The sequence below is a fragment of the Pseudomonas sp. Pseusp88 genome (genome assembly GCF_047303955.1).
Classification (GTDB): domain Bacteria; phylum Pseudomonadota; class Gammaproteobacteria; order Pseudomonadales; family Pseudomonadaceae; genus Aquipseudomonas.
Map to the genome: position 1 here is coordinate 1 of NZ_JBGLYM010000025.1, position 20,393 is coordinate 20,393.

The window sequence follows — 20,393 nt, forward strand, 5'->3', positions numbered from 1 at the left end:
TCCAGTTACACGCCGGCCTGGCGGGCATGGCCGTGGGCCTGCAAGCGGCGATATTCGAAAACATGCATTTATCCGGGAGGGATTGGCAGGGCATAACCCTTCTACCACCAATCCCTCCATGACAACTGGATCCATCCCAAGCAACCCGGCGAATTGCCCGACGATCGAAGCAGCCAAAACCACCCGGCGGACTTCGTCTACACCGTAGGAACATTCTCCGCCGTCACTCAGTCAAAGCCCTGCTTTTAATCGGCAAGAGAAAGCCCCAATGAAGATTTCACAAGGTATTGTTCTGGCAATCCTAATGACACTGTCGGCAACCCCGGCCTTCGCGTTCAATCTAAACGACGCCGCCAATGCGGTTTCCGGCGCCACTGGCAACAGTCAGCAGGCGACCCAGGCGACGGGATTGATCACTACACTCGGCAACAATCTCAATGTCACACCACAACAGGCTGTCGGCGGTACACGCGCTTTGCTGGGGTTGGCCAAGAATAAGCTGTCCGGCAATGACTACAGCCAGCTAAGCCAATACGTACCGGGTCTGGATCAACTGACCGGTGCCGGTGCATTGGGTGGCCTGGGCGGTATCCTGGGCAATTCCGGGGGGAGCGCGGCAGGCAATGTGAAGAGCATGGCCGACGTCAACAAGACGTTCAGCGCCCTGGGCATGGACAGTTCCATGGTTGGCCAGTTTGTCCCGGTGATCCTGGAATACCTGGGCGGACAAGGTGTTGGTGGTTCGACGCTGAAAAATCTGGGCAGTATCTGGGGTGCGGGGAGCTGACTTTGCTCTAGGCGTGGGGACTGTCCCAATAGCGCTTATACATCCCCAATTTCTTCTTCACCACCCGGGGCAGGCGCTTTTCCTGCTTGCTCAGTTTGTAGGCCAACAGCTTCACGGCATTGCGCAGGATAGCCAGAGGCCACAACCACAGGCGGCGCCAGCCAAGGAATTTGAGCTCGGATTTGACGTAGCGCAGGCCCTCCCCGCCTACCCCGCCGAAGGTTGCGTATATCCATGACTCACGGGACTGAAATACGCCAATGTCGAAGTAGCGGGAGAACTCTTCGCGCAGACTGTAGTTATGGGAATGGCGACATACAGCCGAACCCTCGTAGGCGACTTTCCAGCCGGCCAGGAGCATGCGCGCAGTGACGTACATGTCTTCGGAGAGGATCACGTGACTGGGAAAGCCACCGACAGCTAGCAACGCCTCTTGGCGGTAGGCGGCGAAAGAGTTGGACATGAAGGGCGTCTTGATCCCCAGTTGCGGTGCGTCGGCCAGGGTCTTGATCTGTGAGACCGGCGGGTAGTTGAACAGCCGCGCATGCTGGGCCAGCAGGTTGGCATTCTTGTGGGGCAACTGTCGGCCGCAGACGGCGCCAACCTTGGGATCGGCGAAGGGCAGAAGAATATTGGCGATGGCGTCGGGGTCTTCGACGTAAGCGTCCTGCGTCAGGTAGACGTAGACGTCGTAGTCGGGATGGCGGTTGACCATCATTTGCCGGGTGCCGCCGTGGTTGAAATCCTTGCTGTCGATGCGCATCACATTCGCGCAACGCGACTGAGCCAGCTCGAGCGTACCATCGGACGAGCTGGAGTCGACGATCAAGGTGTCGAAACGGGCGGTTTGCGTCAACAGGGAATCGAGTAATCGTTCCAGATCCTGACACCCGTTGTAGGTCGGGATAACGCAGGCCACTCTCAAGAACTGCATAACAATACTCCGGGGCGAAAACAGGACACCCAATTTGTCAGCAGTCTTGAGGGTAGTTCAGATCAGCCAAAAACCTCGCTCAGCGGGATGAAGTTGAGCAGATCGCCCTCGGCCACGGTGCTGCCTTCACGCACTTCGATCAGGCCGTCGGCCCAGGCGGCACTGCGCAGCACCCCGGAACTCTGGTTGCGATAGAACACCGCCCGGCCCTGTTCCAGGCGCCCGCGCAGGTACTCGCGGCGGTTGCCCGGCTTGCTCCAGACGAACCCGGCGGGCACCTTGAATTGCAGCGGCTGCACGTCGCTCACGCCCTGACGGCGCAGCAGGTACGGTCGGGCGAGCAAGGCAAAGGTCACCAGGGTCGACGCCGGATTGCCCGGCAGGCCGATCACCGGCACGCCGCGAAAATGACCGAAGGTCAGCGGTTTGCCCGGCTTGATCGCCAGCTTCCACAGCGCCAGTTCGCCCTCTTCGCGCAAGGCATGGCCGAGGAAATCCGCCTCGCCAACGGACACGCCGCCGGTGGACAGAATCAGGTCGACGTCGTGCAAGGCACCCAGGGCCGCCCGGGTCTTGTCCAGATCGTCCGGTAGAATCCCGGCATCGATCACCTCGCACTCCAGGCGCTTGAGCCAGCTGCACAGCAATACCCGGTTGCTGTTGTAGATCTGCCCCGGCCCCAGAGGCTGGCCTGGCTCGATCAGCTCATCACCGGTGGAGAGTACGGCAACCCGTACCCGGCGCACCACCTTCAACTCAGCCTGGCCCAGGGAAGCGCATAGCCCAAGCTCCACGGGGCCCAGCCGAGTACCCGCGGCCAGGACCCTGTCGCCAACGCGGGTTTCCTGACCCTGGGGGCGAATGTTCTGACCCGGGCTCAGCGCTTCGGTGAAGCGCACACACTGATCATCGAGTACCTCGGCGTTTTCCTGCATTTCCACGCAGTCGGCGCCTTCCGGCACAGGCGCGCCGGTAAAGATGCGGGCGCAGGTGCCGGGTTCAAGAGGCTGAGGCGCCTGACCAGCGAAAATTCGCTGACTGACCCGCAGGGGCTCGCCAGCCCAGTCAGACAGGCGCAGGGCATAGCCGTCCATGGCGCTGTTCGGCCAGGGCGGCAGGTCGAGACTGGAGACCATATCCTCGGCCAGTACCCGGCCCTGAGCCGCAGCCAGGGGCACGCTGTCATGCTCACGAATCGTCGCAGCCTCGGCCATCTCCATCAGACGGGCAAAGGCCTGTTCAACCGGCAACAGACTCATCGCGCGTTACCCTCGGGTCGCGCAGGGTTCGGCCTGCTTGAGGTGCGGCACGAAGTTGCACGGGCGGAAGCGGTTATCCAGTTGCTGCGCAAGAATGCCATCCCAGCCGGTGCGCACCGCATTGGTCGAGCCTGGCAGGCAGCAGACCAGCGTGCCATTGGCCAGGCCGGCCAACGCGCGGGATTGAATGGTGGAGGTGCCGATATCCGGTACGGAAATCTGCCGGAACAGCTCGCCAAAGCCATCGACCTGCTTGTCCAGCAGGCAGGCCACGGCTTCCGGCGTGCTGTCACGGCCGGTGAAACCGGTGCCGCCCGTGATCAACACAACCTGCACTTGGTCATCGGCGATCCAGGTCGCGACCTGGGCGCGGATCTTGTACAGGTCGTCTTTGAGCAGCACACGCTCGATCAGGCTGTGCCCGGCGTCGCTCAAGCGGTCGACAAACATCTGACCAGAGGTATCGGTTTCCCGGGTGCGGGTGTCGCTGACCGTCAGCACGGCAATATTCAGGGGTACGAAGGGGGTGTCAGCCTTGGCTTTCATCGGCTCGATCCAGTTGTAGAGGAAACAGGCCGGTGTTATATCACAGCACTCCTTTTCACTGCCTCGATTGAGTCCGTCATGACCACTCCTTGCCCCCTGCCCCCTTGTTCGATCCTGTTGCTGGCCGGCGGCCAGGGCCAGCGCATGGGCGGCCGCGACAAGGGTCTGATCGACTGGCGCGGCGAGCCGTTGATCCAGCACATACAGCGACTGGTGCGTCCGCTGACCGACGATCTGATCATTTCCTGCAACCGCAATATGGAGCGCTACGCGGCCTACGCCGATCGTCTGGTGCAGGACAACAACGATGATTTCAACGGCCCCTTCGCGGGGATTCGCGCCGGTCTGCCGTTGGCACGCCATGGCTATATGCTGGTACTGCCCTGCGATGTGCCGTTGATCGATGCCGCCCTCGTCGAGGGCCTGCGGGAGGCTGCCAGTGCCCACCCCGGCCAGCCGGTGATGGTGCGCGATGGTGAGCACTGGCAGCCGCTGTTGTGCATCATCCCCACCGAGCACGCTGCCGCCGTGGAAGCCGCCTGGCAGGCGGGTGAGCGTAGCCCGCGCCGGGTCCTGGAGAGGCTCGGTGGCATCGCCCTGCAATGCCCGGCAGGCGATCCGCGCCTGGCCAACCTCAACACCCCGGATTTGCTTAGTCAGGCGACTCTCTGACACCATCGGCAATACTTCATGGAACTTGCCTTGCACGCAAACGTCTGAAACTTCAGTATTTGCAGAATTTCAACCGGAGACACAGTCATGATCAAACGGAATATTTACGCAGCCACGCTGCTCGCAGTCAGCCTGGCATCCCTGGCGGGCTGCTCTACGCCTACTGTGATCACGCTGAACGATGGCCGTGAAATCCAGGCTGTCGACTCGCCGAAGTACGATGAAAAGTCGGGATTCTACGAGTTCAAGCAGCTGGACGGCAAGGAAACCCGCGTCAACAAGGATCAGGTCCGCACCGTCAAGGACCTCTGATTGCTTCGCGCTTCAGACGTAAAAACGAAACGCCCCGACTGGTTCGGGGCGTTTTTTTTGTAGCCAGCGGTTACTTTTGGCTTGGGCACCGTGGGAGCGAGGCTTGCCCTCGAAAGCAGCATTTCATGCGAAGAGATGCGTCGAGTTTACCGGCCTCTTCGCGGGCAAGCCTCGCTCCAACGGCTCCTCACCACGCCAGTTTCAGCTCACTCTCGAAAAACCGCCCCTGCCCCGTCACCGGATCGACAAAGCGCAAGCTCTGCGCAAGCAGTTTCAGCGGCTGACTGAAGTCATCCACGGCGTCCTTGAGCACATCGGGATAGAAAGGATCATTCTGGATCCCTGCCCCCAGCGCCGCCATGTGCACACGCAACTGATGCTTTTTGCCGGTGACCGGATACAGGCCATAGCGCCACCAGTCACCGTTACGCTCACAGACTTCGATGCGCGTTTCGGTATTGCTCGGCCCAGGCGCCTCCTGCATGCGAAAGAACGGCTCGCCATCAATCAGACGGCTTTGGTGCAGGCGCGGGAAATCAAGTTGTGGCAAGGCACGGGCGATGGCTTCGTAGCGTTTATCGATCTTTCGTGTAGGAAACAGCGCCTGATAAGCGGAACGAGTGTCCTTGCGCGCGGAAAACAGCACCAGCCCGGCGGTGTGTCGGTCGATGCGGTGCAGCGGCACCAGGTCCGGATTATCGAAGCGGCGAATCAGGCGGCGTAGCAAGGTCTGCTCGACGTATTCTCCGGCCGGTGTCACTGGCAAAAAATGCGGTTTGTCGGCTACCAACAGATGCTCGTCGGCATAAATGATCGTTTCCTCGACGGGGATCGGCGTTTCATTGGGCACTTCGCGAAAGTAATGAATGCGCAGGCCCTCGCGATACGCCAGCTGCCCGGTGATCGGCGCACCATCGGCATCCAATACCCGGCCACGGGCGATACGGTCCAGCCACTGCTCGCGACTGATGGCGGCAAAACGCTCACATAGACAGTCGAGTACCGTGGCCCAAGGGCCGGGTGGCAGATACAGGGTACTGGCCTGGTGGTCGGCAGCATTGAAAACGGCGGTGGACATGTAGGACTCTCGCAAGCGACAAGCGCGCATTGTCCCTCAAGCATCCCCGCCGGGCTACGCCCGCTTGCGTTCGACACAGGCTTTGAGCCAATGCAGCACATCAACCGGCTGCCAACGCGTGGCGTCATACAAGGCATACAACTGCCCCTGATAACCCACTACATCCAGTCGGCGATGAAAGCCGGCGCGCTGAAACAACGCTTCGACTTCAGCAAAACAGGTATTGAAATGCAGCCGATTGAACGGTGTCAGGGACTCCAGCACCAGGCCATCCAGGCGCAGTTCGAGCACTGCTTCGCAGACCCTGTCGACCGGCATGCGATTGACGCTGGCTTTGAGTTGTTCGACGTTAACCATGGTGTCACCTCTTTACAGTTTTCCCATTCGTTCAATCGGGAATCGTCGAGGCTGTCAACATCGAGGAAGCAAATCAGAAAAGGACTACGCCTGAAGAAACGCCACCACTTGGTCGGCATTGAAAGGCCAGTCCAGTTCAGCACCGGTGTCGACCCGGCGCAGCACCGGAATGCGCAAACCATAGGTTTCGAACATCGCTTCGCTTTCACCGATATCGATCAACTCCACCAACAGGCCGTGCTCGACCAACGGGAACAGTTCGGCTTCGGCGATTTCGCACAGATGGCAGCCCAGGGTACCGAACAACTGGCATTCGGGTGGCATGCGATGACCCTCCAGCAGGGGAATGGGCAGTCATTCTAGGACCGCCCGGCAAGGCGCGTCGAGGGCCACTCAGGTCGTCAACCGCTCACGTGTCCTGAAGTGGCGCTTGCAGAACCGCGTGGCGCGATCCAGCACCGGTTTTTCAAAGCAGTGGTAGCCGACCCAGCCGTAGCACAGCACGGCGATGAACATCAGGCTCACAAAGCCCAGGTTGTCCCACGGGCTCTGGGACCAGACTCCCAGCCATTGCCAGACGCGCCCGATCACCCCCAGCACCAACAAGTGCGATAGATAGATGGTGTAGGACATGTCGCCAACCGCGACCCAGAACTTCGGCATGCGCAGGAGTCCACGGCGCTCCAGGAGGGCCAGGCTGAATACCAGGCCGCCAAATGCCGTGCCGACCAACAGCATGCGCATGACCCCTTCACTGTCGAACAGGCGCAGCCAGCCAATCAGCGCAATGCCTGGTACGACTATCAGCGCAAGTGCGCCCAGCACCACGATGGCGGGAATCCGCGCACTGTGGCGGCTGTAGAACAACAGGGCCAGGGCCGCGCCGACAATAAATTCCAGGGCATAGGGATGCAGCATGATCTGCAGCGCGGAGGCATAGTCATGCCAGTCCCAACCGCCATTGAACAGCAGCAGGATCAGCGCCCAGGCCATCAGCAGCAACGGCAGCCAGCGCTCACGCAGACACATCAGCACGGTGAAGACCAGGTAGAACCATAGCTCGAACACCAGGGACCAGGCGACCATGACCAGCAGAACCTTGTCACTGGGCAGCAACAGGAACGACATCAACAGGTTGGATGAGCCATGACTGCTGTTGACCATGCCCGGTTGCAGCAGATAGACCGCCAGGGTCAGGAAGAAGTACAGCCAGTAGGTGGGATAGATGCGCGACAGGCGATTGAACAGGAAACGCTGGGACTGCACGCCATCCTGAAAGCGTCCGCGACTGACGATCACCATGACGAAGCCACTGATGATGAAGAACAGGTCCACGCCCAACTGGAAAAAATCCAGCCAGGACGGCAAGAGAATGTCGCCGCCGGAGTACTTGGCCTCGACCGACATCATGTGAAACAGCACAACGCCCAGAACCGCCACGCCTCTCAGGCCCTGCAGGGAAAACAGTCGCTCCATGCTCCTCTCCGTGCCCTGACCGGTCGCCCGTGACGGTGACCGGTACTACCAGACTGCGAGTTGGAGCATAGGCGATGACATGCAGCAGCGCGTTAATCAGCGCTGACCGCGCCGATCTTGTGAATCGACAGATCCGCACCGTAATACTCCTGCTCCTGGCTCAGGCGCAGGCCCAGCGTGCATTTGATCGCGCCATACACGGCAAAGCCGCCGATAAGCGCCACCAGCACGCCCAGGCCGGTGCCGATCAACTGGCTGACCAGACTCACGCCACCCAGCCCCCCCAATGCCCTCTGGCCGAAAATCCCGCAGGCGATGCCGCCCCAGACGCCGCACAGACCATGCAACGGCCAGACACCCAATACATCGTCGATCTTCCAGCGAACCTGGGCTGCCGTGAAGCACCAGACAAACAGCGCCCCGGCAATCACCCCGGTCGCCAGGGCGCCGATGGGATGCATCAGATCAGAACCCGCGCACACCGCGACAAGCCCGGCCAACGGGCCGTTATGCAGAAAGCCGGGGTCATTGCGCCCCACCACCAGCGCCGCCACGGTGCCACCCACCATGGCCAGCAGCGAGTTGACCGCCACCAGGCCACTGAGGCCCTGCAGGCTTTGCGCACTCATCACGTTGAAACCGAACCAGCCGACGATCAGAATCCACGAGCCCAGGGCCAGGAACGGGATGCTCGACGGAGGATAGGCGACCAGGCGACCTTCGCGGTAACGACCATGACGCGGGCCCAGCAGCAATACCGCCGCCAGCGCCAGCCAGCCCCCCATGGCGTGGACTACCACGGACCCGGCGAAATCATGGAAGCTGGCGCCGAATGCCTGTAACAGCCAGGCTTGCAGGCCCAGGTTGCCGTTCCACACCACGCCCTCGAAGAACGGATAGATAAATGCCACGATCAGCACGGTGGCGCACAATTGCGGCGCAAAACGTGCACGCTCGGCAATACCGCCGGAAATGATTGCCGGAATCGCTGCGGCAAAGGTCAGCAGAAAGAAGAATTTCACCAGGGCGTAGCCATGGTCGGCACTGATCACTGCCGCCGGCTGGACAAAGCTCACGCCATAGGCGATCCAGTAGCCTATAAAGAAATAGGCCAGGGTCGAGACGGCAAAATCACTGAGGATCTTTGACAAGGCATTGACCTGGTTCTTCTGCCGGACCGTGCCGACCTCCAGGAACGCAAATCCGGCGTGCATGGCCAGAACCATGACCGCGCCGAGCAAAAGAAACAGGGTATTGGAGCTATGGACAAGGGTGTCCACAGCGCTCTGTACATTTTCCATCGAGGGGCAGACCTGCAAGTAAAGGAAAAGCACCAAAGCGGAACACATTCTCTGCCGACGCACCTGTTTGGCGCCAAAACCGTTTAAGGCCCAACACAGCCCATGAACCTATTTGGCGCAGCAGAAGATTGATCGCCCGGGTTTTTTTCTCGAATTTTATGATTTTGAAGTAAGGTTTCGGCTTTGGCGCCGCTACCGGCGCCCTTGATTGGCGCGATCGCCTCCATGGCGCACCAACAGGAAGCAAAAGCTATACCAGTCAGCGCCGCGGCCTGGCGGGACAAGCCGACTGAACCTTCGCCAACCTGCTGTACTCGAAACATCCATACGCCAACGAACGGAGACTCATATGGCACGCGTTAACGCTCAAACCGCACAAGAAATTCTCATGGCTGACTTCCAGACCCTGGTAGCCGACGCGGAAAAACTGTTGGCCCACACCGCGACCCTGGCCGGGGACCAGGCTGACGAGCTGCGTAACCAAATCAATGAAAGCCTGCAACAGGCCCGCGAGACCCTCAAACTGACCGAAGAGTCCCTGCGCGAACGCGGCAATGCTGCCATGATCGCCACTGAAGACTATGTGCAGAGCAATCCATGGCAATCGGTAGGTATCGCCGCCGGGGTCGGGTTTCTGCTCGGCCTTCTGGCTACACGGCGCTGATCCCGATGAATGAGGAAAACCAATCCGGCCCATTCGCCGGGCAATCGGGCTCTTCAATACGTCGCCTGGGCGCGGCCTTTCTCGGCCTCTTGCATAATCATGTGGAGTTGTTCGGCATCGAGTTGCAGGAACAGAAGGCCCGCACCCTGAGCGTGCTGCTGTTTGCCGGGCTGGCCCTGGTTTTTGCCCTGCTGCTGCTGGTCGGGCTTTCCGCGCTGGTGCTGGTTGTGCTGTGGGACACCTATCGCCTGGGTGCCGTGATTGGCCTGTGCGTGTTCTACCTGCTGGCAGCATTGTTCTGCGCCCTGCGCCTTAAATCGGCGATCTTCGATGAATCCTCGCCCTTCGAGTCAACCCTCGAAGAACTGGCCAACGACCGTGAGCGACTGCTGCCATGAGCCTGCCCGAACTCCCCAAAGGCAACTCCCGCCGCGAACTGCGCAAGGCATTGATTCGCTTGCGTATGGAGATGCATCGTCAGGAATTGCGGCACGAATCCAGCCAATTGCTCAATCCTTTGCGCCGCGCCCGCCACATGGCCCATGACCTGCCCGGCAGCCTGGGCATCAAGCACGCACCGCTGTGGGGAGTGGCAGCAGTAACCTTGCTGGGCTTTCTCAGCGGCAAGCGTGCCAAAGGACCGGGAAACGGCAACTTTTCGCGCTTCGTCAAGCTGTCGGCGAGCCTGATCCCATTGCTCAAGCTGGCATTGCAGAGCAACTCTCGCAAACCGTAGTGGCGCATTGGCTGTATTCTTGCAGTTGGCTACATTCTTGCTATAAGCCCTCTTGCCCGCGCAGGTCAGCCTTGCGCGGGCAAATTTTATGATACGACCGTAATGCCTTGATTTCTTTCATTATAAAAAGGAGGCTCCGTGATCGATGGGCAACCGCTAGCCTGCTTTCAGCCGTTCATCGACACCGCGACAGGACGTATTGCGGGAATCGAAGCGCTAGGACGCCTGCGCCAGGAAGATGGCCAGTTGCGCTCGGTCGGCTCGCTGTTCGCCGACCCGAAGACGCCTGCGGTGGCCCTGCGCAAGCTGGACCGGATCGTGCGGGACAATGCCCTTAGCCGCCTGCATGAAGTACCGGACGACTGGTTCCTGAGTCTGAACATGTCCCCGCGCTGGATCAATCGCCTGCGCCCCGGCCAGGCCCTGCCCAGCCTCAAGCAATTGCAACGTCACGGCGTCGCACCCTCACGCATCGTCTTCGAAATTACCGAACTGGGCGGTGACAGCCAGCGCCTGGCCGATGTCGTGGCGCGCTACAGAGAAGCCGGTGCACGCATTGCCATCGATGATTTCGGCGCGGGTTACTCGCAACTGGATCGCGTGCTGTCGCTGCAGCCGGATATCCTCAAGCTCGATATGCGCCTGTTCCAGGCGGCGGCCCGGGGCGGCCCCAGTAGCGATGTGGTCAAGGCGCTGGCGCAAATGGCCGAGAAGACCGGTTGCTGGATCATCGCCGAGGGCGTCGAGACCGAAGCCGAGCTGGCTTTTGCCCTGGAATGTGGCTCTCGCTATGTTCAGGGCTTCCTGTTCGCCCAGGGCGAGCTGGAGTTTCGCGCCGCCGATGCCTTCGTCAATCAGTTCGCTGAACTGCGCGATCGCTACGTGCTGGGCAAGGTAGCCGAACGGGCGCGATTGATGAGCCTGCGCCTGCGCCTCGGCACCCTGATGGGCGTGTTGCAGCAATGGGCCGAAGGCCAGGCTCCGATCAGCGCACTGCCAGCCCTGCACGACTATCCCTGGCTGCTGCGCTTCTATCAGTGCGACCGCCACGGCACGCAGTTGACACCCAATCTGGAGTGGCGCGAGGGCGCCTGGCAGGCCGACACCCGCTACGTTGGCCATAACTGGTCGTGGCGCCCGTATTTCTATCACCTGCTGGCCGAAGGCTGGGACGAGCGGCGCCTGACCCTGTCCAACACCTACCGCGATGCCACCAGCAACCAGTACTGTCTGACCGCAGGCCAGTTCTTCGACAACGGCCAGCGCCTGTTACTGATTGATATCGACGCTGCGGGAATGTAGGACCGCGCCCCTTGCGGCGGGCGAGCCAAACCTTGAAGCTAGGCTATCTCATCGATGGAGCGCACGCCTTGGATTGGCAAACCCTGCTTAACCGTGAACGACTCGGTAAAACCCTGCACAGCCCCGAGGAGCTGGGACGCAGCCCTTTCCATAAAGACCATGACCGGATCATCTTCTCCGGTGCTTTCCGTCGTCTGGGGCGCAAGACCCAGGTTCATCCGGTGTCGAGCAATGATCATATCCATACCCGCCTGACCCACTCACTGGAAGTCAGCTGCGTCGGCCGCTCCCTGGGCATGCGTGTCGGCGAGACCCTGCGCAGCGCCCTGCCCGACTGGTGCGAACCCAGCGACCTGGGCATGGTCGTGCAATCGGCCTGCCTGGCCCACGATATCGGCAATCCGCCCTTCGGCCACTCAGGCGAAGACGCTATCCGCAACTGGTTCAACCAGGCGGCCGGACGTGGCTGGCTGGATGCAATGAGCGATATCGAACGCAAGGACTTCCTTAACTTCGAAGGCAATGCTCAGGGATTTCGGGTCCTGACCCAGCTGGAATATCACCAGTTCGACGGCGGCACCCGTCTGACCTACGCCACCCTCGGCACCTACCTGAAATACCCCTGGACCGCCAGTCACGCCGACTCCCTGGGCTACAAGAAGCACAAGTTCGGCTGCTATCAGAGCGAACTCCCCATCCTTGAACAGATCGCCCACAAGCTCGGTATCCCGCAACTGGAAGACCAGCGCTGGGCCCGGCACCCATTGGTGTATCTGATGGAGGCCGCTGACGATATCTGCTACGCCCTGATCGACCTGGAAGACGGCCTGGAAATGGAGCTGCTCGACTATGCGGAAGTCGAAGCCCTGTTGCTGGGTCTGGTGGGCGATGACCTGCCCGACACCTACCGCCAGCTCGGCCCCAATGACTCCCGGCGGCGCAAGCTGGCGATCCTGCGCGGCAAGGCCATCGAACACCTGACCAACGCGGCTGCCCGGGCCTTTGTCGAGCAGCAGGATGCCTTGCTGGCCGGCACCCTCAACGGCGATCTGGTCGAGCATATGCATGGCCCGGCCAAGCGCTGCGTGCTCAGCGCCAAGGACATGGCACGCAAGAAGATCTTTCAGGACAAACGCAAGACCCTGCACGAGATCGGCGCGTACACCACCCTGGAAATCCTCCTCAACGCCTTCTGTGGCGCGGCACTGGAGCAGTTCGGCGGGCGCACGCCATCGTTCAAGCATCGGCGCATCCTTGATCTGCTCGGCAACAGTGCGCCGAGCCCGGACTGGTCACTGCACGCATCATTCTTGCGCATGATCGACTTCATCGCCGGAATGACCGACAGCTACGCCAGTGAAATGGCCCGGGAAATGACCGGACGCTCAGGCCCGATGTAAGGAAAAGGCCGGGCGGATGGCGTGCTCCATCTGCCTGGTTCTCATCCAAGAGCTACCTTCTTCTCTCGCAGCTTCAGAAATTTCCTACACACCAAAAAGAAACGTCCTATCGTCGCCCCCCCGGTGCCTGCCGAATAATCCCGACCTTGCACATTCGCGCCCCATTGGCTTGCTGCCTGCGGCGCAAGCACCTCGCCGGAACGTTCCGATGTTTAAAAACAACCTGCGCATCCTGTTGGTGGAAGATCATCCTTTCCAGCTGATTGCCACGCAAATACTGCTGAACAACCAGGGCTACTTTCTCCTGACACCCGCATTGACCGCCCGGGAAGCCCTGCAGGAAATGGAACGGGCGGCACAGCCCTACGATCTGCTGCTGTGCGACCAGTGCCTGCCGGATCTGATGGGGCTGGCGCTGATCGAACAAGCTCACCGACGCAACCTGATGCGTCACGCCATCCTGCTAAGCGGGCTGGCCGATCCTCAGCTCGATGACCTGCGCAGGCAGGCCACGGAGCTGGGCCTGCCGCTGCTGGGCTGCCTGAGCAAGCCCCTGCATGGACCCGACCTCAGCGATCTGATCGCCCACCTTGATACAGCGCCCGACGTAACCGCCTGATCATCCCTCGCCAGCACCCCGCTCGTCGGGTTGGTCCCCTCCAGGGGCTAATCAACCTGCCGTCTGCCGCCCAGTCTTCCAGACCTGCGGGTTAATTCGCCTACCTATATAATTTTTTATTGCAGAACCCTGCAGCATAAATGAGAGCATCTATATCCAAATGTAATAAACAGCGTGTAATCAGATAGCCAGACGCTCGCGCAAAAACCGAAAACATTTATAAACATTTACAACACAACCCGGCCTTTTGCGTATTCCAATTCGCTATTTTTTGTAGGAACTTTCCTATAACAGCTTCTCAGGGCGGTCCATTAATGTGCCTGCCCGAATATCTGAGCTAAGGTGCGCGCTTTCTTCTTCGTTGTTTGTATGGATCTAGCTATGAACTCAGTTTTTATCATTGATGACCACCCCGTTATTCGCCTTGCCGTACGCATGCTGCTGGAAAACGAAAATTATGAAGTGGTAGGCGAAACTGACAATGGGGTCGACGCCATGCAAATGGTCAGGGAATGCATGCCTGACCTGATCATTCTCGATATCAGCATACCCAAGCTCGATGGACTGGAAGTACTGGCGCGGTTCAATGCCATGGGTCTGCCATCAAAAATCCTGGTGTTGACCGCACAGACCCCAGCGCTGTTCGCCATTCGCTGCATGCAATCGGGAGCGGCCGGCTATGTGTGCAAACAGGAAGATCTCAGCGAATTGCTCAGTTCGGTAAAAGCTGTATTATCCGGCTACAATTACTTCCCAAGCCAGGCATTGGCTCCGGTCTACCGTGCAGACGGCCAGCCGAGCGAAGTCGAACTTTTCAAACTGGTCAATGATCGCGAATTGATGGTATTGCAGTTGTTCGCCCAGGGGCGAAGCAATAAGGAAATTGCCAAAGGCATGTTCCTCAGCAATAAAACCGTCAGCACTTACAAGACACGACTCATGCAAAAGCTCAGAACGAAAACCTTGGTAGAACTTATCGAGATGGCAAAACGCAACGCGTTAGTGTGAGAAACCGGATGCCCACGCGCCTTAAACACTGTTTGATTGTTGCTTTAAGCATTTGCCTGGGCGCAAGCTTGTCGGCAGGGCTCGAGGCGGCTGAACATTACACTCTGCTCAGTCGTTCGAGCCCCGCCCACATGAACGTAAAGCTGGAGAATGCCCAGTGGGAATGGGTACGCAACAAGCGCGAACTGATCCTCGGAACCTCCGCCCCCGACTATCCGCCCTTCGACCTGACCATTTCCGGCCAGGACTACGAAGGCTTCACCGCCGATTACGCCGGCATCATTTCCAGCGCCCTGCACCTGTCGATCAAGGTTCGTCGCTTCGATTCACGGGAGGCCGCTGTAGCCGCCCTTGCAGCCGGGCAGATCGACCTGCTGGGCAGCGCCAACGGCTACGAGGCGGTGGAACGCAATCTACGCCTGTCCACGCCCTACGCCGTCGATCAACCCGTGCTGGTCAGTCGTATTGGCGAAACCAGGCCCTTGAACCAGGGGCTGGCGGACATGCGCCTGAGCATGGTCTATCACTATCTGCCGCTGAACGAAATCGAGGCGTTGTATCCAAAAGCGCGGCTGATGAGCTACCCCTCATTCCAGAGTGCTATCAATGCTGTCGCCTTCAATCAGGCCGATGTCTTTCTCGGCGACACCATCTCGACCCAGTACCTGATCAACAAGGGCTACCTGAACAACGTGCAGATGGCCAACTTCGGCAAGCACGAACCCACCGGCTTCAGCTTCGCCGTGCGCAATGACGACACGCCCCTGCTGGACATCATCAACCAGACCCTCAAGGCCATCCCCCTGGACGAACGGGTCGAGATATCCAAGCGCTGGGGCGCCGGCAGCGACCTGATGCTGACCGACCAGAGGCTGCAGCTCACCCCGCGCGAAGAGCGCTGGATCGCCCATAACCCCGTGGTGCGCGTGGTATTCAACGAAGCCTATGCGCCGCTGACGTTTTTCGATGCCAGCGGCAACTTTCGTGGCATCACCGCTGACCTCCTTGAGCTGGTACGGCTGCGCACGGGGCTGCGCTTCGAGTTCAACCGCTCCCCCAGCATGGCCGACATGCTTACTCAGGTCGGCCAGGGTCAGGCCGACCTGATCGGCGCGATGATTCCCAGCGAAGAACAGCAGCAGCGCTTCAATTTCAGTCGTCCCTACATCGACAACTCGTTCGTCCTGGTCACCCGCCGCTGGCCCGCCAACCCGCAGCATCTGGAGCAGCTGGAAGGCAAGCGGGTCGCCATTCCCCAAGGCAGCCCCCTTGAGCCGTACCTTCGCCAGGCCTATTCAGAGGTCGCTATCGTCGAAGCCGACAACCCGTTTCAGGCTCTGGACATGCTCAGCCAGGGCCGAGTCGAAGGTGCCATCACCTCGCTGCTCAGCGCCAACTACTTCGTGTCCTCGGGAATCTTCAACAACCGTCTGCAAATGACCGCCACGGTAGGCGATGAACCGGCCCTGATCTCCATGGCCACCTCACGCAACGCCACCGAGCTGACGGCCATCATCGACAAGGCCCTGTCCAGCGTCACACCCCAGGAACTGGCCGTGATCAACAATCGCTGGCGCTCCTATACCCCCGCCAGCGGCATGTGGCACGACTACCAGCGCCTGATCTACCAGATTCTTATCGGCGCCAGCCTGCTGCTGCTTGGCTCACTGGCCTGGAATGCCTACATGCGTCGGCAGATCAAGAAACGCGAAGCAGCGGAGCGGGCCCTCAATGACCAGGTCGAATTCATGAGTGCCCTGGTCAACGGTACCCCGCACCCGATCTACGTGCGCGACCATCAGGGCCTGTTGCGCATGTGCAACGACAGCTACCTGGAGGCGTTTTCGGCACGGCGTGAAGACGTGATCGGCAAAAGCGTCACCGAAGGCATTCTCAGCAACAGCTCCGAAGCCCGCGAATACGCCGCCGATTACCAGCGAGTCATGTCGAGAGATGCGGCAATGTTTTGAATATTCCCTTTATTTTTCAAATGGATGAAGCAATAAAGGACCGATTTTATAGTGACGATACACGTCGGTCCCCAGCCTAACAAAATCAATAAGTTATGGTTGTGTTTTGGGGAAGATTTCCCAGCTCAACCGCCCTCCCCGGCGTCCTGCCGACACTCACTCCCCAATCCCAAGCGTCACCCGCTCATCGATCGCCCACCACCTGGCGCAGTCGATGAGCTCGTACATCTCGACCAATTCCTCTTGATCAATCACGCCCTGGCAGTTGGTGACGAACGACTCAAGGAAATCCCGGCGAGCGTCAGGGTCAGCGATCAGCGCGGTCCGGTCGTTGATCAGGCCATGCCATTCGAGCAACAACTCCTCAGCCGATTTACGCATCCTGGCGAATCGGGCGGCACCACCAAGACTGCGCATACCAGCGCTCGCCATCAAACTCGATGCCACTGAGCGTGAACCCTTCGCTCGCCATCGCCGACATGGTTGCGTCGTACATCTCCCTGAGTAGCGGCCGCCTGTTGCCGTATATCTCTGTGACCCTGGCCACATTCGAGTGCCGGTGAAGTGCCTCACAGATTTCGTTGGTTATGACCAAATCGCCTCGGATGACATTCGTCCGCTTGACGGGCATTGCTGCAATCGTGGCGCCCATGCTGCGCCTGGGGGTGATTAGAAGATGCATCGCTACTGCTCTATACTGGATATACATACAGTTAACTAAGCGAGCGATTTGCGGTCAATACTGGATAGACCAGTTTTCGACGGGTGACGCTATGTGCGGAAGGATTGTGCAACACCACGGCATGGGTGACTTTTTCAGCGTACTGGCGTCCAGGTACCCGAAATATTTCAACGTCGATCCGGAGCCAATTGGGCGGTACAACGTCGCGCCGTCGACGAGGGTCAAGCTGATTCGCGCCGTCGAGGATGAGTTGCAGGTTGACGCCGTGAAATGGGGGTGGAGCCCGTTCTGGGCGAAAGGGAAAAGGCCTGACCCAATCAATGCGCGGGCCGAGACGGTGACGACAGGGAAGTTTTTCAAGCAGCTATGGCCGAGCGGTCGCGCCATTGTGCCAAGTGAGGGATGGTTCGAGTGGGTCAAGGACCCAGACGACCCGAAGAAGAAGCAGCCCTACTTCATCAGGCTGAAAGGTGAAGAGCCAATGTTTTATGGCGCCCTGGCTCATGTCACGCCCGGGCTTGAGCCGCACGACGAAGGTGGCTTCGTGATCATCACCGCCGCGAGCGATCAGGGCATGGTCGACATTCACGACCGCCGGCCCCTTGTGCTGACACCGGAACTGGCCAACGAATGGCTTGACCCTGAGCTGGACGAGGCCAGGGCCGCCGAGATCGCTAAAGAGTGCTGCCGTGATACCGGCGACTTCGAGTGGTTTCCGGTAAACCGCGAGGTGGGCAACGTGAAGAATCAAGGCCCGCAACTGATCTTGCCGCTGACTACTATTTAGCCAGTTGCACGCGACAGTTCACGTATGCATCAGACCCGGGTTTGGCACCGTATGACTGGCATTGCTGGTCATCCGCTGCGCCTTTGAACTCGTAGGCCTGGCTCGCCTTATTCAGCTGTGCCTGCCTGTTTTTATAGCCATTCGTACCTGGCAAACATACATCTAATGCCATGCCCATCGCGCAGTCGCCGGGGCGGTGGGCGCAGCCACTTAGCAATAAGACGGTGAAGATCGCAATCAATCCCTTCATTATCAGCTCCTAAGTTGTCAATGGAGTCTGGCATCCGAACCGCCGGCCAGCAATGCACAGCGATTCGTTTGTAGGCCTATACATTTACCAGTTCATTATCACCAGCTCTCCCGTGACCTCGGCCTGGCCCTTCCGTGGGTTCGCAGTCGAGTAGCGGATGCCGAGGGTTTCAAATCGGAACCCTTCAAACACCTGGCGGATTTCGGGATGGTCATTGATGCTGACCATCACCTTGCCCTGACACCGGCGCATGAAGTCAGCAATCAGCTGATACTGATCCAGGCCAAAGTCCACGCCGTAGCCCGCCGTTTTCCAATAAGGCGGGTCCATGTAGTGGAGGGTGTGAGGCCGATCGTACTTTTCCGCGCACTTCAGCCACGGTAGGTTTTCGACGTACGTCCCCGCCAAGCGCTGCCACGCGGCGGAAAGATTTTCCTCGATACGCAGCAGATTGATGGCTGGCGCCGTAGTGGCGGTACCGAAAGTCTGCCCAGTCGCCTTCGCTCCGAAGGCATGCTGCTGCAGGTAAAAGAACCGTGCGGCCCGCTGAATATCCGTCAGGGTCTCGGGCCTGGTCATTTTCTGCCACTCGAAAACCTGCCGCGAACTCAGCGCCCACTTGAACTGGCGCACGAACTCCTCCAAGTGGTTTTGCACCACCCGGTACAGGCTTACCAAATCGCCATTGATATCGTTGAGCACCTCCACCCGGGCGGGTTCGGCACGCTTGAAGTACAAGGCGGCGCCGCCGGCGAAGACCTCGACATAGCACTCATGCTCAGGAAAGAGCGCGAGAAGGGGTTTTGCAAGGCGGCGTTTGCCGCCCATCCACGGAACAATCGGGTTGGTCATTTTGCAAGCCTTTACTGTATGAATAAACAGGTGCTAGGCTCGCTGCGCTTTGTGCACAGAGCGGGGAGCCTTGGCCGGACTTGCAGGGATAGTCTGCGGTTTGGCGGTCGGCATGGATGTTGACGCATCCTGTCGATCGCTTCTTTTATGTATGTGAAGCCTTAATTTTGCTGATCTGCATTAGCACGCGGTAGAGCCTTGTGCGTGATCGCCAGTTGCGTGGTCCAGGCGATCCGATCCTGATCCCCCATCAATTCGAAGGCCAGGTCCTCGACCTTCATTCCGCCAGCGCAGGCCGCATACCGGCGCCCGCCCCCGATTCGCAGGCCGACATACATCAGCCACGCCCGGCGCCGATCAGCCCCCAGCGCCAGCAGCATCTGCTGGAACAACGCATCGCACTCTTGCCGGGGCAGCTCGTTTTGGCAGTACAGCAGGTCATGAATCACGCCGCAGGCCCGGTCCTCGATGCCCTGGAGCAGCGGCGTGACTAGCCATGGCGTTGATGCCAGATCAGTGATGAAGTAGCGCGGAGCGGTGTAGATCGTGCCGTCGACGGCCTGATACCGGAAGTCGGTGGCAAGCACCCACTCCCCTTTCGCGTAGGCCTGCAGGATCAGCGGGTCGATGAATTTACCTACCAATTCGCCCATGACTCCTCCCAGTTTGGCAAATCGACCGTTTGCCCTGCCAGCGCATGCGTGCAGTCACCCAGGTACTGGATTCGGCCATCAGTGACGAACGAATGGCAGACCACATCTTTGCCATGCACCCCATAACGCGACAGGACGGAAGGCGTGAAAGTCGGCGCCTCGGCGTTGCCGTTGTAGCCCCAGCGCGGACCGGCCCCTTCGCCAACGTTCAAGCTGTGCGGCAGGTTGCAGCCGTTGCAGAAGAACCACAGTGACCCGTCGCTGGCCTGGCCCAGGCAGCGACTTATGGTTTTGATCGTCATGGCACATCCTTGAAGAAGACGTGATGACCAAGGGCTAGGGTCTGCTTCGCCTTCGCCGCCCAGGCCGGGGCCTTGGTCATCGTCGTGGCGTAATAGTGGGTAGCGCCGCCGGTGGGGTCTGTCTGCTTGCCGTCAATCACCTGGTCAGCGGCCCCCCGCGCCTGCGCCAGTTCCCGGAAAGGAATATCCCGGGCGCCGGACAGAAACGGATAATTCGGGTCGTTCTTGTTCCAGCAGCTGAATTGCGATGGCGCCAGGCAGACACCCGCGTAGCCCTCGCCCCACCAGGATTTATCCTTGCCGTCGTTCACGCGGTTGCGGATCGTCCAGCCCACGGCAATCTGCCCGGCCAGGCTTTCGCCGCGGGCTTCGCCCCAGAGCGTTCGGGCAAGGGTGTCTCGGTCTTTCTCAGTAACGGCCATGCTTTTCTCCAGGCACAAAAAAAC

The 20,393-nt window shown here is 59.7% G+C and carries 26 protein-coding genes and 1 pseudogene; 12 read left to right on the plus strand and 15 right to left on the minus strand.

Annotation, left to right across the window (positions count from 1 at the left end):
* Window positions 1–268: 268 nt before the first annotated feature.
* Window positions 269–787, plus strand: a complete 519-nt coding sequence (locus ACCD02_RS24360) for a DUF2780 domain-containing protein (RefSeq protein WP_413307692.1) — start codon at window positions 269–271, stop codon at window positions 785–787.
* Between the two features lie 7 nt (window positions 788–794).
* On the opposite strand, the gene ACCD02_RS24365 is transcribed toward ACCD02_RS24360, so the two are convergent.
* From ACCD02_RS24365 to moaB, 3 genes are all read right to left on the minus strand, one after another.
* On the minus strand, window positions 795–1,721 hold the full coding sequence (locus ACCD02_RS24365; protein ID WP_413307695.1) for a glycosyltransferase: 927 nt from the start codon (window positions 1,719–1,721) through the stop codon (window positions 795–797).
* A gap of 62 nt (window positions 1,722–1,783) precedes the next feature.
* Window positions 1,784–2,980, minus strand: a complete 1,197-nt coding sequence (gene glp, locus ACCD02_RS24370) for a gephyrin-like molybdotransferase Glp (RefSeq protein WP_413307698.1) — start codon at window positions 2,978–2,980, stop codon at window positions 1,784–1,786.
* A gap of 6 nt (window positions 2,981–2,986) precedes the next feature.
* Entirely contained in the window at window positions 2,987–3,526 is a 540-nt protein-coding gene (gene moaB / locus ACCD02_RS24375) for a molybdenum cofactor biosynthesis protein B (RefSeq protein ID WP_413307701.1), read from the minus strand.
* 78 nt (window positions 3,527–3,604) lie between these two features.
* On the opposite strand from moaB, the gene mobA reads away from it, so the two are divergent.
* Together mobA and ACCD02_RS24385 are read left to right on the plus strand one after the other, a co-directional pair.
* Complete coding sequence (mobA, locus tag ACCD02_RS24380; protein ID WP_413307704.1) at window positions 3,605–4,198, plus strand: molybdenum cofactor guanylyltransferase MobA; 594 nt, start codon at window positions 3,605–3,607, stop codon at window positions 4,196–4,198.
* Window positions 4,199–4,285: 87 nt separating this feature from the next.
* On the plus strand, window positions 4,286–4,510 hold the full coding sequence (locus ACCD02_RS24385) for a YgdI/YgdR family lipoprotein (RefSeq protein ID WP_259099978.1): 225 nt from the start codon (window positions 4,286–4,288) through the stop codon (window positions 4,508–4,510).
* A 187-nt stretch (window positions 4,511–4,697) separates the two neighbouring features.
* Here ACCD02_RS24385 and ACCD02_RS24390 read toward each other — a convergent pair whose 3' ends face one another.
* From ACCD02_RS24390 to ACCD02_RS24410, 5 genes are all read right to left on the minus strand, one after another.
* A complete protein-coding gene (locus ACCD02_RS24390; protein ID WP_413307707.1) occupies window positions 4,698–5,588 on the minus strand; it encodes a pseudouridine synthase in 891 nt (296 codons plus the stop codon).
* A 54-nt stretch (window positions 5,589–5,642) separates the two neighbouring features.
* A complete protein-coding gene (locus ACCD02_RS24395) occupies window positions 5,643–5,945 on the minus strand; it encodes a transcriptional regulator (protein WP_413307710.1) in 303 nt (100 codons plus the stop codon).
* A gap of 84 nt (window positions 5,946–6,029) precedes the next feature.
* Complete coding sequence (locus ACCD02_RS24400) at window positions 6,030–6,269, minus strand: glutaredoxin family protein (RefSeq protein ID WP_413307713.1); 240 nt, start codon at window positions 6,267–6,269, stop codon at window positions 6,030–6,032.
* Window positions 6,270–6,338: 69 nt separating this feature from the next.
* On the minus strand, window positions 6,339–7,421 hold the full coding sequence (locus tag ACCD02_RS24405; RefSeq protein WP_413307716.1) for an acyltransferase family protein: 1,083 nt from the start codon (window positions 7,419–7,421) through the stop codon (window positions 6,339–6,341).
* Between the two features lie 92 nt (window positions 7,422–7,513).
* Window positions 7,514–8,722 carry an ammonium transporter gene (locus ACCD02_RS24410; protein ID WP_413307719.1) on the minus strand — a complete coding sequence of 403 codons (1,209 nt, stop codon included), beginning with the start codon at window positions 8,720–8,722 and terminating at the stop codon, window positions 7,514–7,516.
* A 349-nt stretch (window positions 8,723–9,071) separates the two neighbouring features.
* Here ACCD02_RS24410 and ACCD02_RS24415 point away from each other — a divergent pair, with 349 nt between their 5' ends.
* The 8 genes and pseudogenes from ACCD02_RS24415 to ACCD02_RS24450 form a co-directional block, all read left to right on the plus strand.
* On the plus strand, window positions 9,072–9,386 hold the full coding sequence (locus ACCD02_RS24415; protein ID WP_413307722.1) for a DUF883 family protein: 315 nt from the start codon (window positions 9,072–9,074) through the stop codon (window positions 9,384–9,386).
* Between the two features lie 5 nt (window positions 9,387–9,391).
* Window positions 9,392–9,784 (plus strand): phage holin family protein, encoded by a 393-nt coding sequence (locus ACCD02_RS24420; protein WP_413307725.1) that lies wholly within the window; start codon window positions 9,392–9,394, stop codon window positions 9,782–9,784.
* Complete coding sequence (locus tag ACCD02_RS24425; RefSeq protein WP_259099991.1) at window positions 9,781–10,122, plus strand: hypothetical protein; 342 nt, start codon at window positions 9,781–9,783, stop codon at window positions 10,120–10,122. The genes ACCD02_RS24420 and ACCD02_RS24425 overlap by 4 nt, the downstream gene beginning before the upstream one ends.
* Before the next feature lie 138 nt (window positions 10,123–10,260).
* Window positions 10,261–11,424 (plus strand): EAL domain-containing protein, encoded by a 1,164-nt coding sequence (locus ACCD02_RS24430; protein ID WP_413307728.1) that lies wholly within the window; start codon window positions 10,261–10,263, stop codon window positions 11,422–11,424.
* A 68-nt stretch (window positions 11,425–11,492) separates the two neighbouring features.
* Window positions 11,493–12,824: a deoxyguanosinetriphosphate triphosphohydrolase gene (locus tag ACCD02_RS24435; RefSeq protein ID WP_413307731.1), complete on the plus strand. Its 1,332-nt coding sequence runs from the start codon at window positions 11,493–11,495 to the stop codon at window positions 12,822–12,824.
* A 208-nt stretch (window positions 12,825–13,032) separates the two neighbouring features.
* Window positions 13,033–13,443 (plus strand): response regulator, encoded by a 411-nt coding sequence (locus ACCD02_RS24440; RefSeq protein WP_413307734.1) that lies wholly within the window; start codon window positions 13,033–13,035, stop codon window positions 13,441–13,443.
* A 381-nt stretch (window positions 13,444–13,824) separates the two neighbouring features.
* Window positions 13,825–14,451 (plus strand): response regulator transcription factor, encoded by a 627-nt coding sequence (locus tag ACCD02_RS24445; protein WP_259100813.1) that lies wholly within the window; start codon window positions 13,825–13,827, stop codon window positions 14,449–14,451.
* A gap of 8 nt (window positions 14,452–14,459) precedes the next feature.
* A pseudogene (locus ACCD02_RS24450) lies at window positions 14,460–16,415 on the plus strand (transporter substrate-binding domain-containing protein); the annotation flags it as partial.
* A 162-nt stretch (window positions 16,416–16,577) separates the two neighbouring features.
* Here the strand turns inward: ACCD02_RS24450 and ACCD02_RS24455 are convergent.
* Both ACCD02_RS24455 and ACCD02_RS24460 read right to left on the minus strand, forming a co-directional pair.
* Window positions 16,578–16,802, minus strand: a complete 225-nt coding sequence (locus ACCD02_RS24455) for a hypothetical protein (RefSeq protein ID WP_413307737.1) — start codon at window positions 16,800–16,802, stop codon at window positions 16,578–16,580.
* Window positions 16,795–17,073 carry a hypothetical protein gene (locus ACCD02_RS24460; RefSeq protein ID WP_413307741.1) on the minus strand — a complete coding sequence of 93 codons (279 nt, stop codon included), beginning with the start codon at window positions 17,071–17,073 and terminating at the stop codon, window positions 16,795–16,797. Before ACCD02_RS24460 ends, ACCD02_RS24455 begins: the two co-directional genes overlap by 8 nt.
* 121 nt (window positions 17,074–17,194) lie before the next feature.
* Between ACCD02_RS24460 and ACCD02_RS24465 the strand changes: the two genes are divergently transcribed.
* Window positions 17,195–17,890 (plus strand): SOS response-associated peptidase family protein, encoded by a 696-nt coding sequence (locus ACCD02_RS24465; RefSeq protein WP_413307745.1) that lies wholly within the window; start codon window positions 17,195–17,197, stop codon window positions 17,888–17,890.
* On the opposite strand, the gene ACCD02_RS24470 is transcribed toward ACCD02_RS24465, so the two are convergent.
* From ACCD02_RS24470 to ACCD02_RS24490, 5 genes are all read right to left on the minus strand, one after another.
* Window positions 17,883–18,140 carry a hypothetical protein gene (locus ACCD02_RS24470; RefSeq protein WP_413307748.1) on the minus strand — a complete coding sequence of 86 codons (258 nt, stop codon included), beginning with the start codon at window positions 18,138–18,140 and terminating at the stop codon, window positions 17,883–17,885. The genes ACCD02_RS24465 and ACCD02_RS24470 overlap by 8 nt on opposite strands.
* Window positions 18,141–18,224: 84 nt before the next feature.
* Window positions 18,225–18,992, minus strand: a complete 768-nt coding sequence (locus tag ACCD02_RS24475) for a DNA adenine methylase (protein WP_413307751.1) — start codon at window positions 18,990–18,992, stop codon at window positions 18,225–18,227.
* Window positions 18,993–19,153: 161 nt separating this feature from the next.
* The gene (locus ACCD02_RS24480; protein ID WP_413307754.1) at window positions 19,154–19,645 is read right to left on the minus strand and encodes a DUF1353 domain-containing protein; all 492 of its coding nucleotides are present in this window, start codon (window positions 19,643–19,645) and stop codon (window positions 19,154–19,156) included.
* Window positions 19,630–19,947 (minus strand): DUF6527 family protein, encoded by a 318-nt coding sequence (locus ACCD02_RS24485; RefSeq protein WP_413307757.1) that lies wholly within the window; start codon window positions 19,945–19,947, stop codon window positions 19,630–19,632. The genes ACCD02_RS24480 and ACCD02_RS24485 overlap by 16 nt, the downstream gene beginning before the upstream one ends.
* A complete protein-coding gene (locus ACCD02_RS24490) occupies window positions 19,944–20,369 on the minus strand; it encodes a cell wall hydrolase (protein WP_413307761.1) in 426 nt (141 codons plus the stop codon). Before ACCD02_RS24490 ends, ACCD02_RS24485 begins: the two co-directional genes overlap by 4 nt.
* Window positions 20,370–20,393 lie beyond the last annotated feature (24 nt).

What these genes read in the sequence shown, in the direction of transcription:
- ACCD02_RS24365 (WP_413307695.1), bottom strand. Translation starts at nt 1,721, where the DNA reads ATGCAGTTCTTGAGAGTGGCCTGCGTTATCCCGACCTACAACGGGTGT.
- ACCD02_RS24485 (WP_413307757.1), bottom strand. Translation starts at nt 19,947, where the DNA reads ATGACGATCAAAACCATAAGTCGCTGCCTGGGCCAGGCCAGCGACGGG.
- ACCD02_RS24405 (WP_413307716.1), bottom strand. Translation starts at nt 7,421, where the DNA reads ATGGAGCGACTGTTTTCCCTGCAGGGCCTGAGAGGCGTGGCGGTTCTG.
- ACCD02_RS24440 (WP_413307734.1), top strand. Translation starts at nt 13,033, where the DNA reads ATGTTTAAAAACAACCTGCGCATCCTGTTGGTGGAAGATCATCCTTTC.
- ACCD02_RS24470 (WP_413307748.1), bottom strand. Translation starts at nt 18,140, where the DNA reads ATGAAGGGATTGATTGCGATCTTCACCGTCTTATTGCTAAGTGGCTGC.
- ACCD02_RS24465 (WP_413307745.1), top strand. Translation starts at nt 17,195, where the DNA reads ATGTGCGGAAGGATTGTGCAACACCACGGCATGGGTGACTTTTTCAGC.
- moaB (WP_413307701.1), bottom strand. Translation starts at nt 3,526, where the DNA reads ATGAAAGCCAAGGCTGACACCCCCTTCGTACCCCTGAATATTGCCGTG.
- ACCD02_RS24475 (WP_413307751.1), bottom strand. Translation starts at nt 18,992, where the DNA reads ATGACCAACCCGATTGTTCCGTGGATGGGCGGCAAACGCCGCCTTGCA.
- ACCD02_RS24415 (WP_413307722.1), top strand. Translation starts at nt 9,072, where the DNA reads ATGGCACGCGTTAACGCTCAAACCGCACAAGAAATTCTCATGGCTGAC.
- ACCD02_RS24410 (WP_413307719.1), bottom strand. Translation starts at nt 8,722, where the DNA reads ATGGAAAATGTACAGAGCGCTGTGGACACCCTTGTCCATAGCTCCAAT.
- mobA (WP_413307704.1), top strand. Translation starts at nt 3,605, where the DNA reads ATGACCACTCCTTGCCCCCTGCCCCCTTGTTCGATCCTGTTGCTGGCC.
- ACCD02_RS24400 (WP_413307713.1), bottom strand. Translation starts at nt 6,269, where the DNA reads ATGCCACCCGAATGCCAGTTGTTCGGTACCCTGGGCTGCCATCTGTGC.
- ACCD02_RS24460 (WP_413307741.1), bottom strand. Translation starts at nt 17,073, where the DNA reads ATGGGCGCCACGATTGCAGCAATGCCCGTCAAGCGGACGAATGTCATC.
- glp (WP_413307698.1), bottom strand. Translation starts at nt 2,980, where the DNA reads ATGAGTCTGTTGCCGGTTGAACAGGCCTTTGCCCGTCTGATGGAGATG.
- ACCD02_RS24480 (WP_413307754.1), bottom strand. Translation starts at nt 19,645, where the DNA reads ATGGGCGAATTGGTAGGTAAATTCATCGACCCGCTGATCCTGCAGGCC.
- ACCD02_RS24360 (WP_413307692.1), top strand. Translation starts at nt 269, where the DNA reads ATGAAGATTTCACAAGGTATTGTTCTGGCAATCCTAATGACACTGTCG.
- ACCD02_RS24390 (WP_413307707.1), bottom strand. Translation starts at nt 5,588, where the DNA reads ATGTCCACCGCCGTTTTCAATGCTGCCGACCACCAGGCCAGTACCCTG.
- ACCD02_RS24395 (WP_413307710.1), bottom strand. Translation starts at nt 5,945, where the DNA reads ATGGTTAACGTCGAACAACTCAAAGCCAGCGTCAATCGCATGCCGGTC.
- ACCD02_RS24420 (WP_413307725.1), top strand. Translation starts at nt 9,392, where the DNA reads ATGAATGAGGAAAACCAATCCGGCCCATTCGCCGGGCAATCGGGCTCT.
- ACCD02_RS24455 (WP_413307737.1), bottom strand. Translation starts at nt 16,802, where the DNA reads ATGCGTAAATCGGCTGAGGAGTTGTTGCTCGAATGGCATGGCCTGATC.
- ACCD02_RS24490 (WP_413307761.1), bottom strand. Translation starts at nt 20,369, where the DNA reads ATGGCCGTTACTGAGAAAGACCGAGACACCCTTGCCCGAACGCTCTGG.
- ACCD02_RS24385 (WP_259099978.1), top strand. Translation starts at nt 4,286, where the DNA reads ATGATCAAACGGAATATTTACGCAGCCACGCTGCTCGCAGTCAGCCTG.
- ACCD02_RS24445 (WP_259100813.1), top strand. Translation starts at nt 13,825, where the DNA reads ATGAACTCAGTTTTTATCATTGATGACCACCCCGTTATTCGCCTTGCC.
- ACCD02_RS24425 (WP_259099991.1), top strand. Translation starts at nt 9,781, where the DNA reads ATGAGCCTGCCCGAACTCCCCAAAGGCAACTCCCGCCGCGAACTGCGC.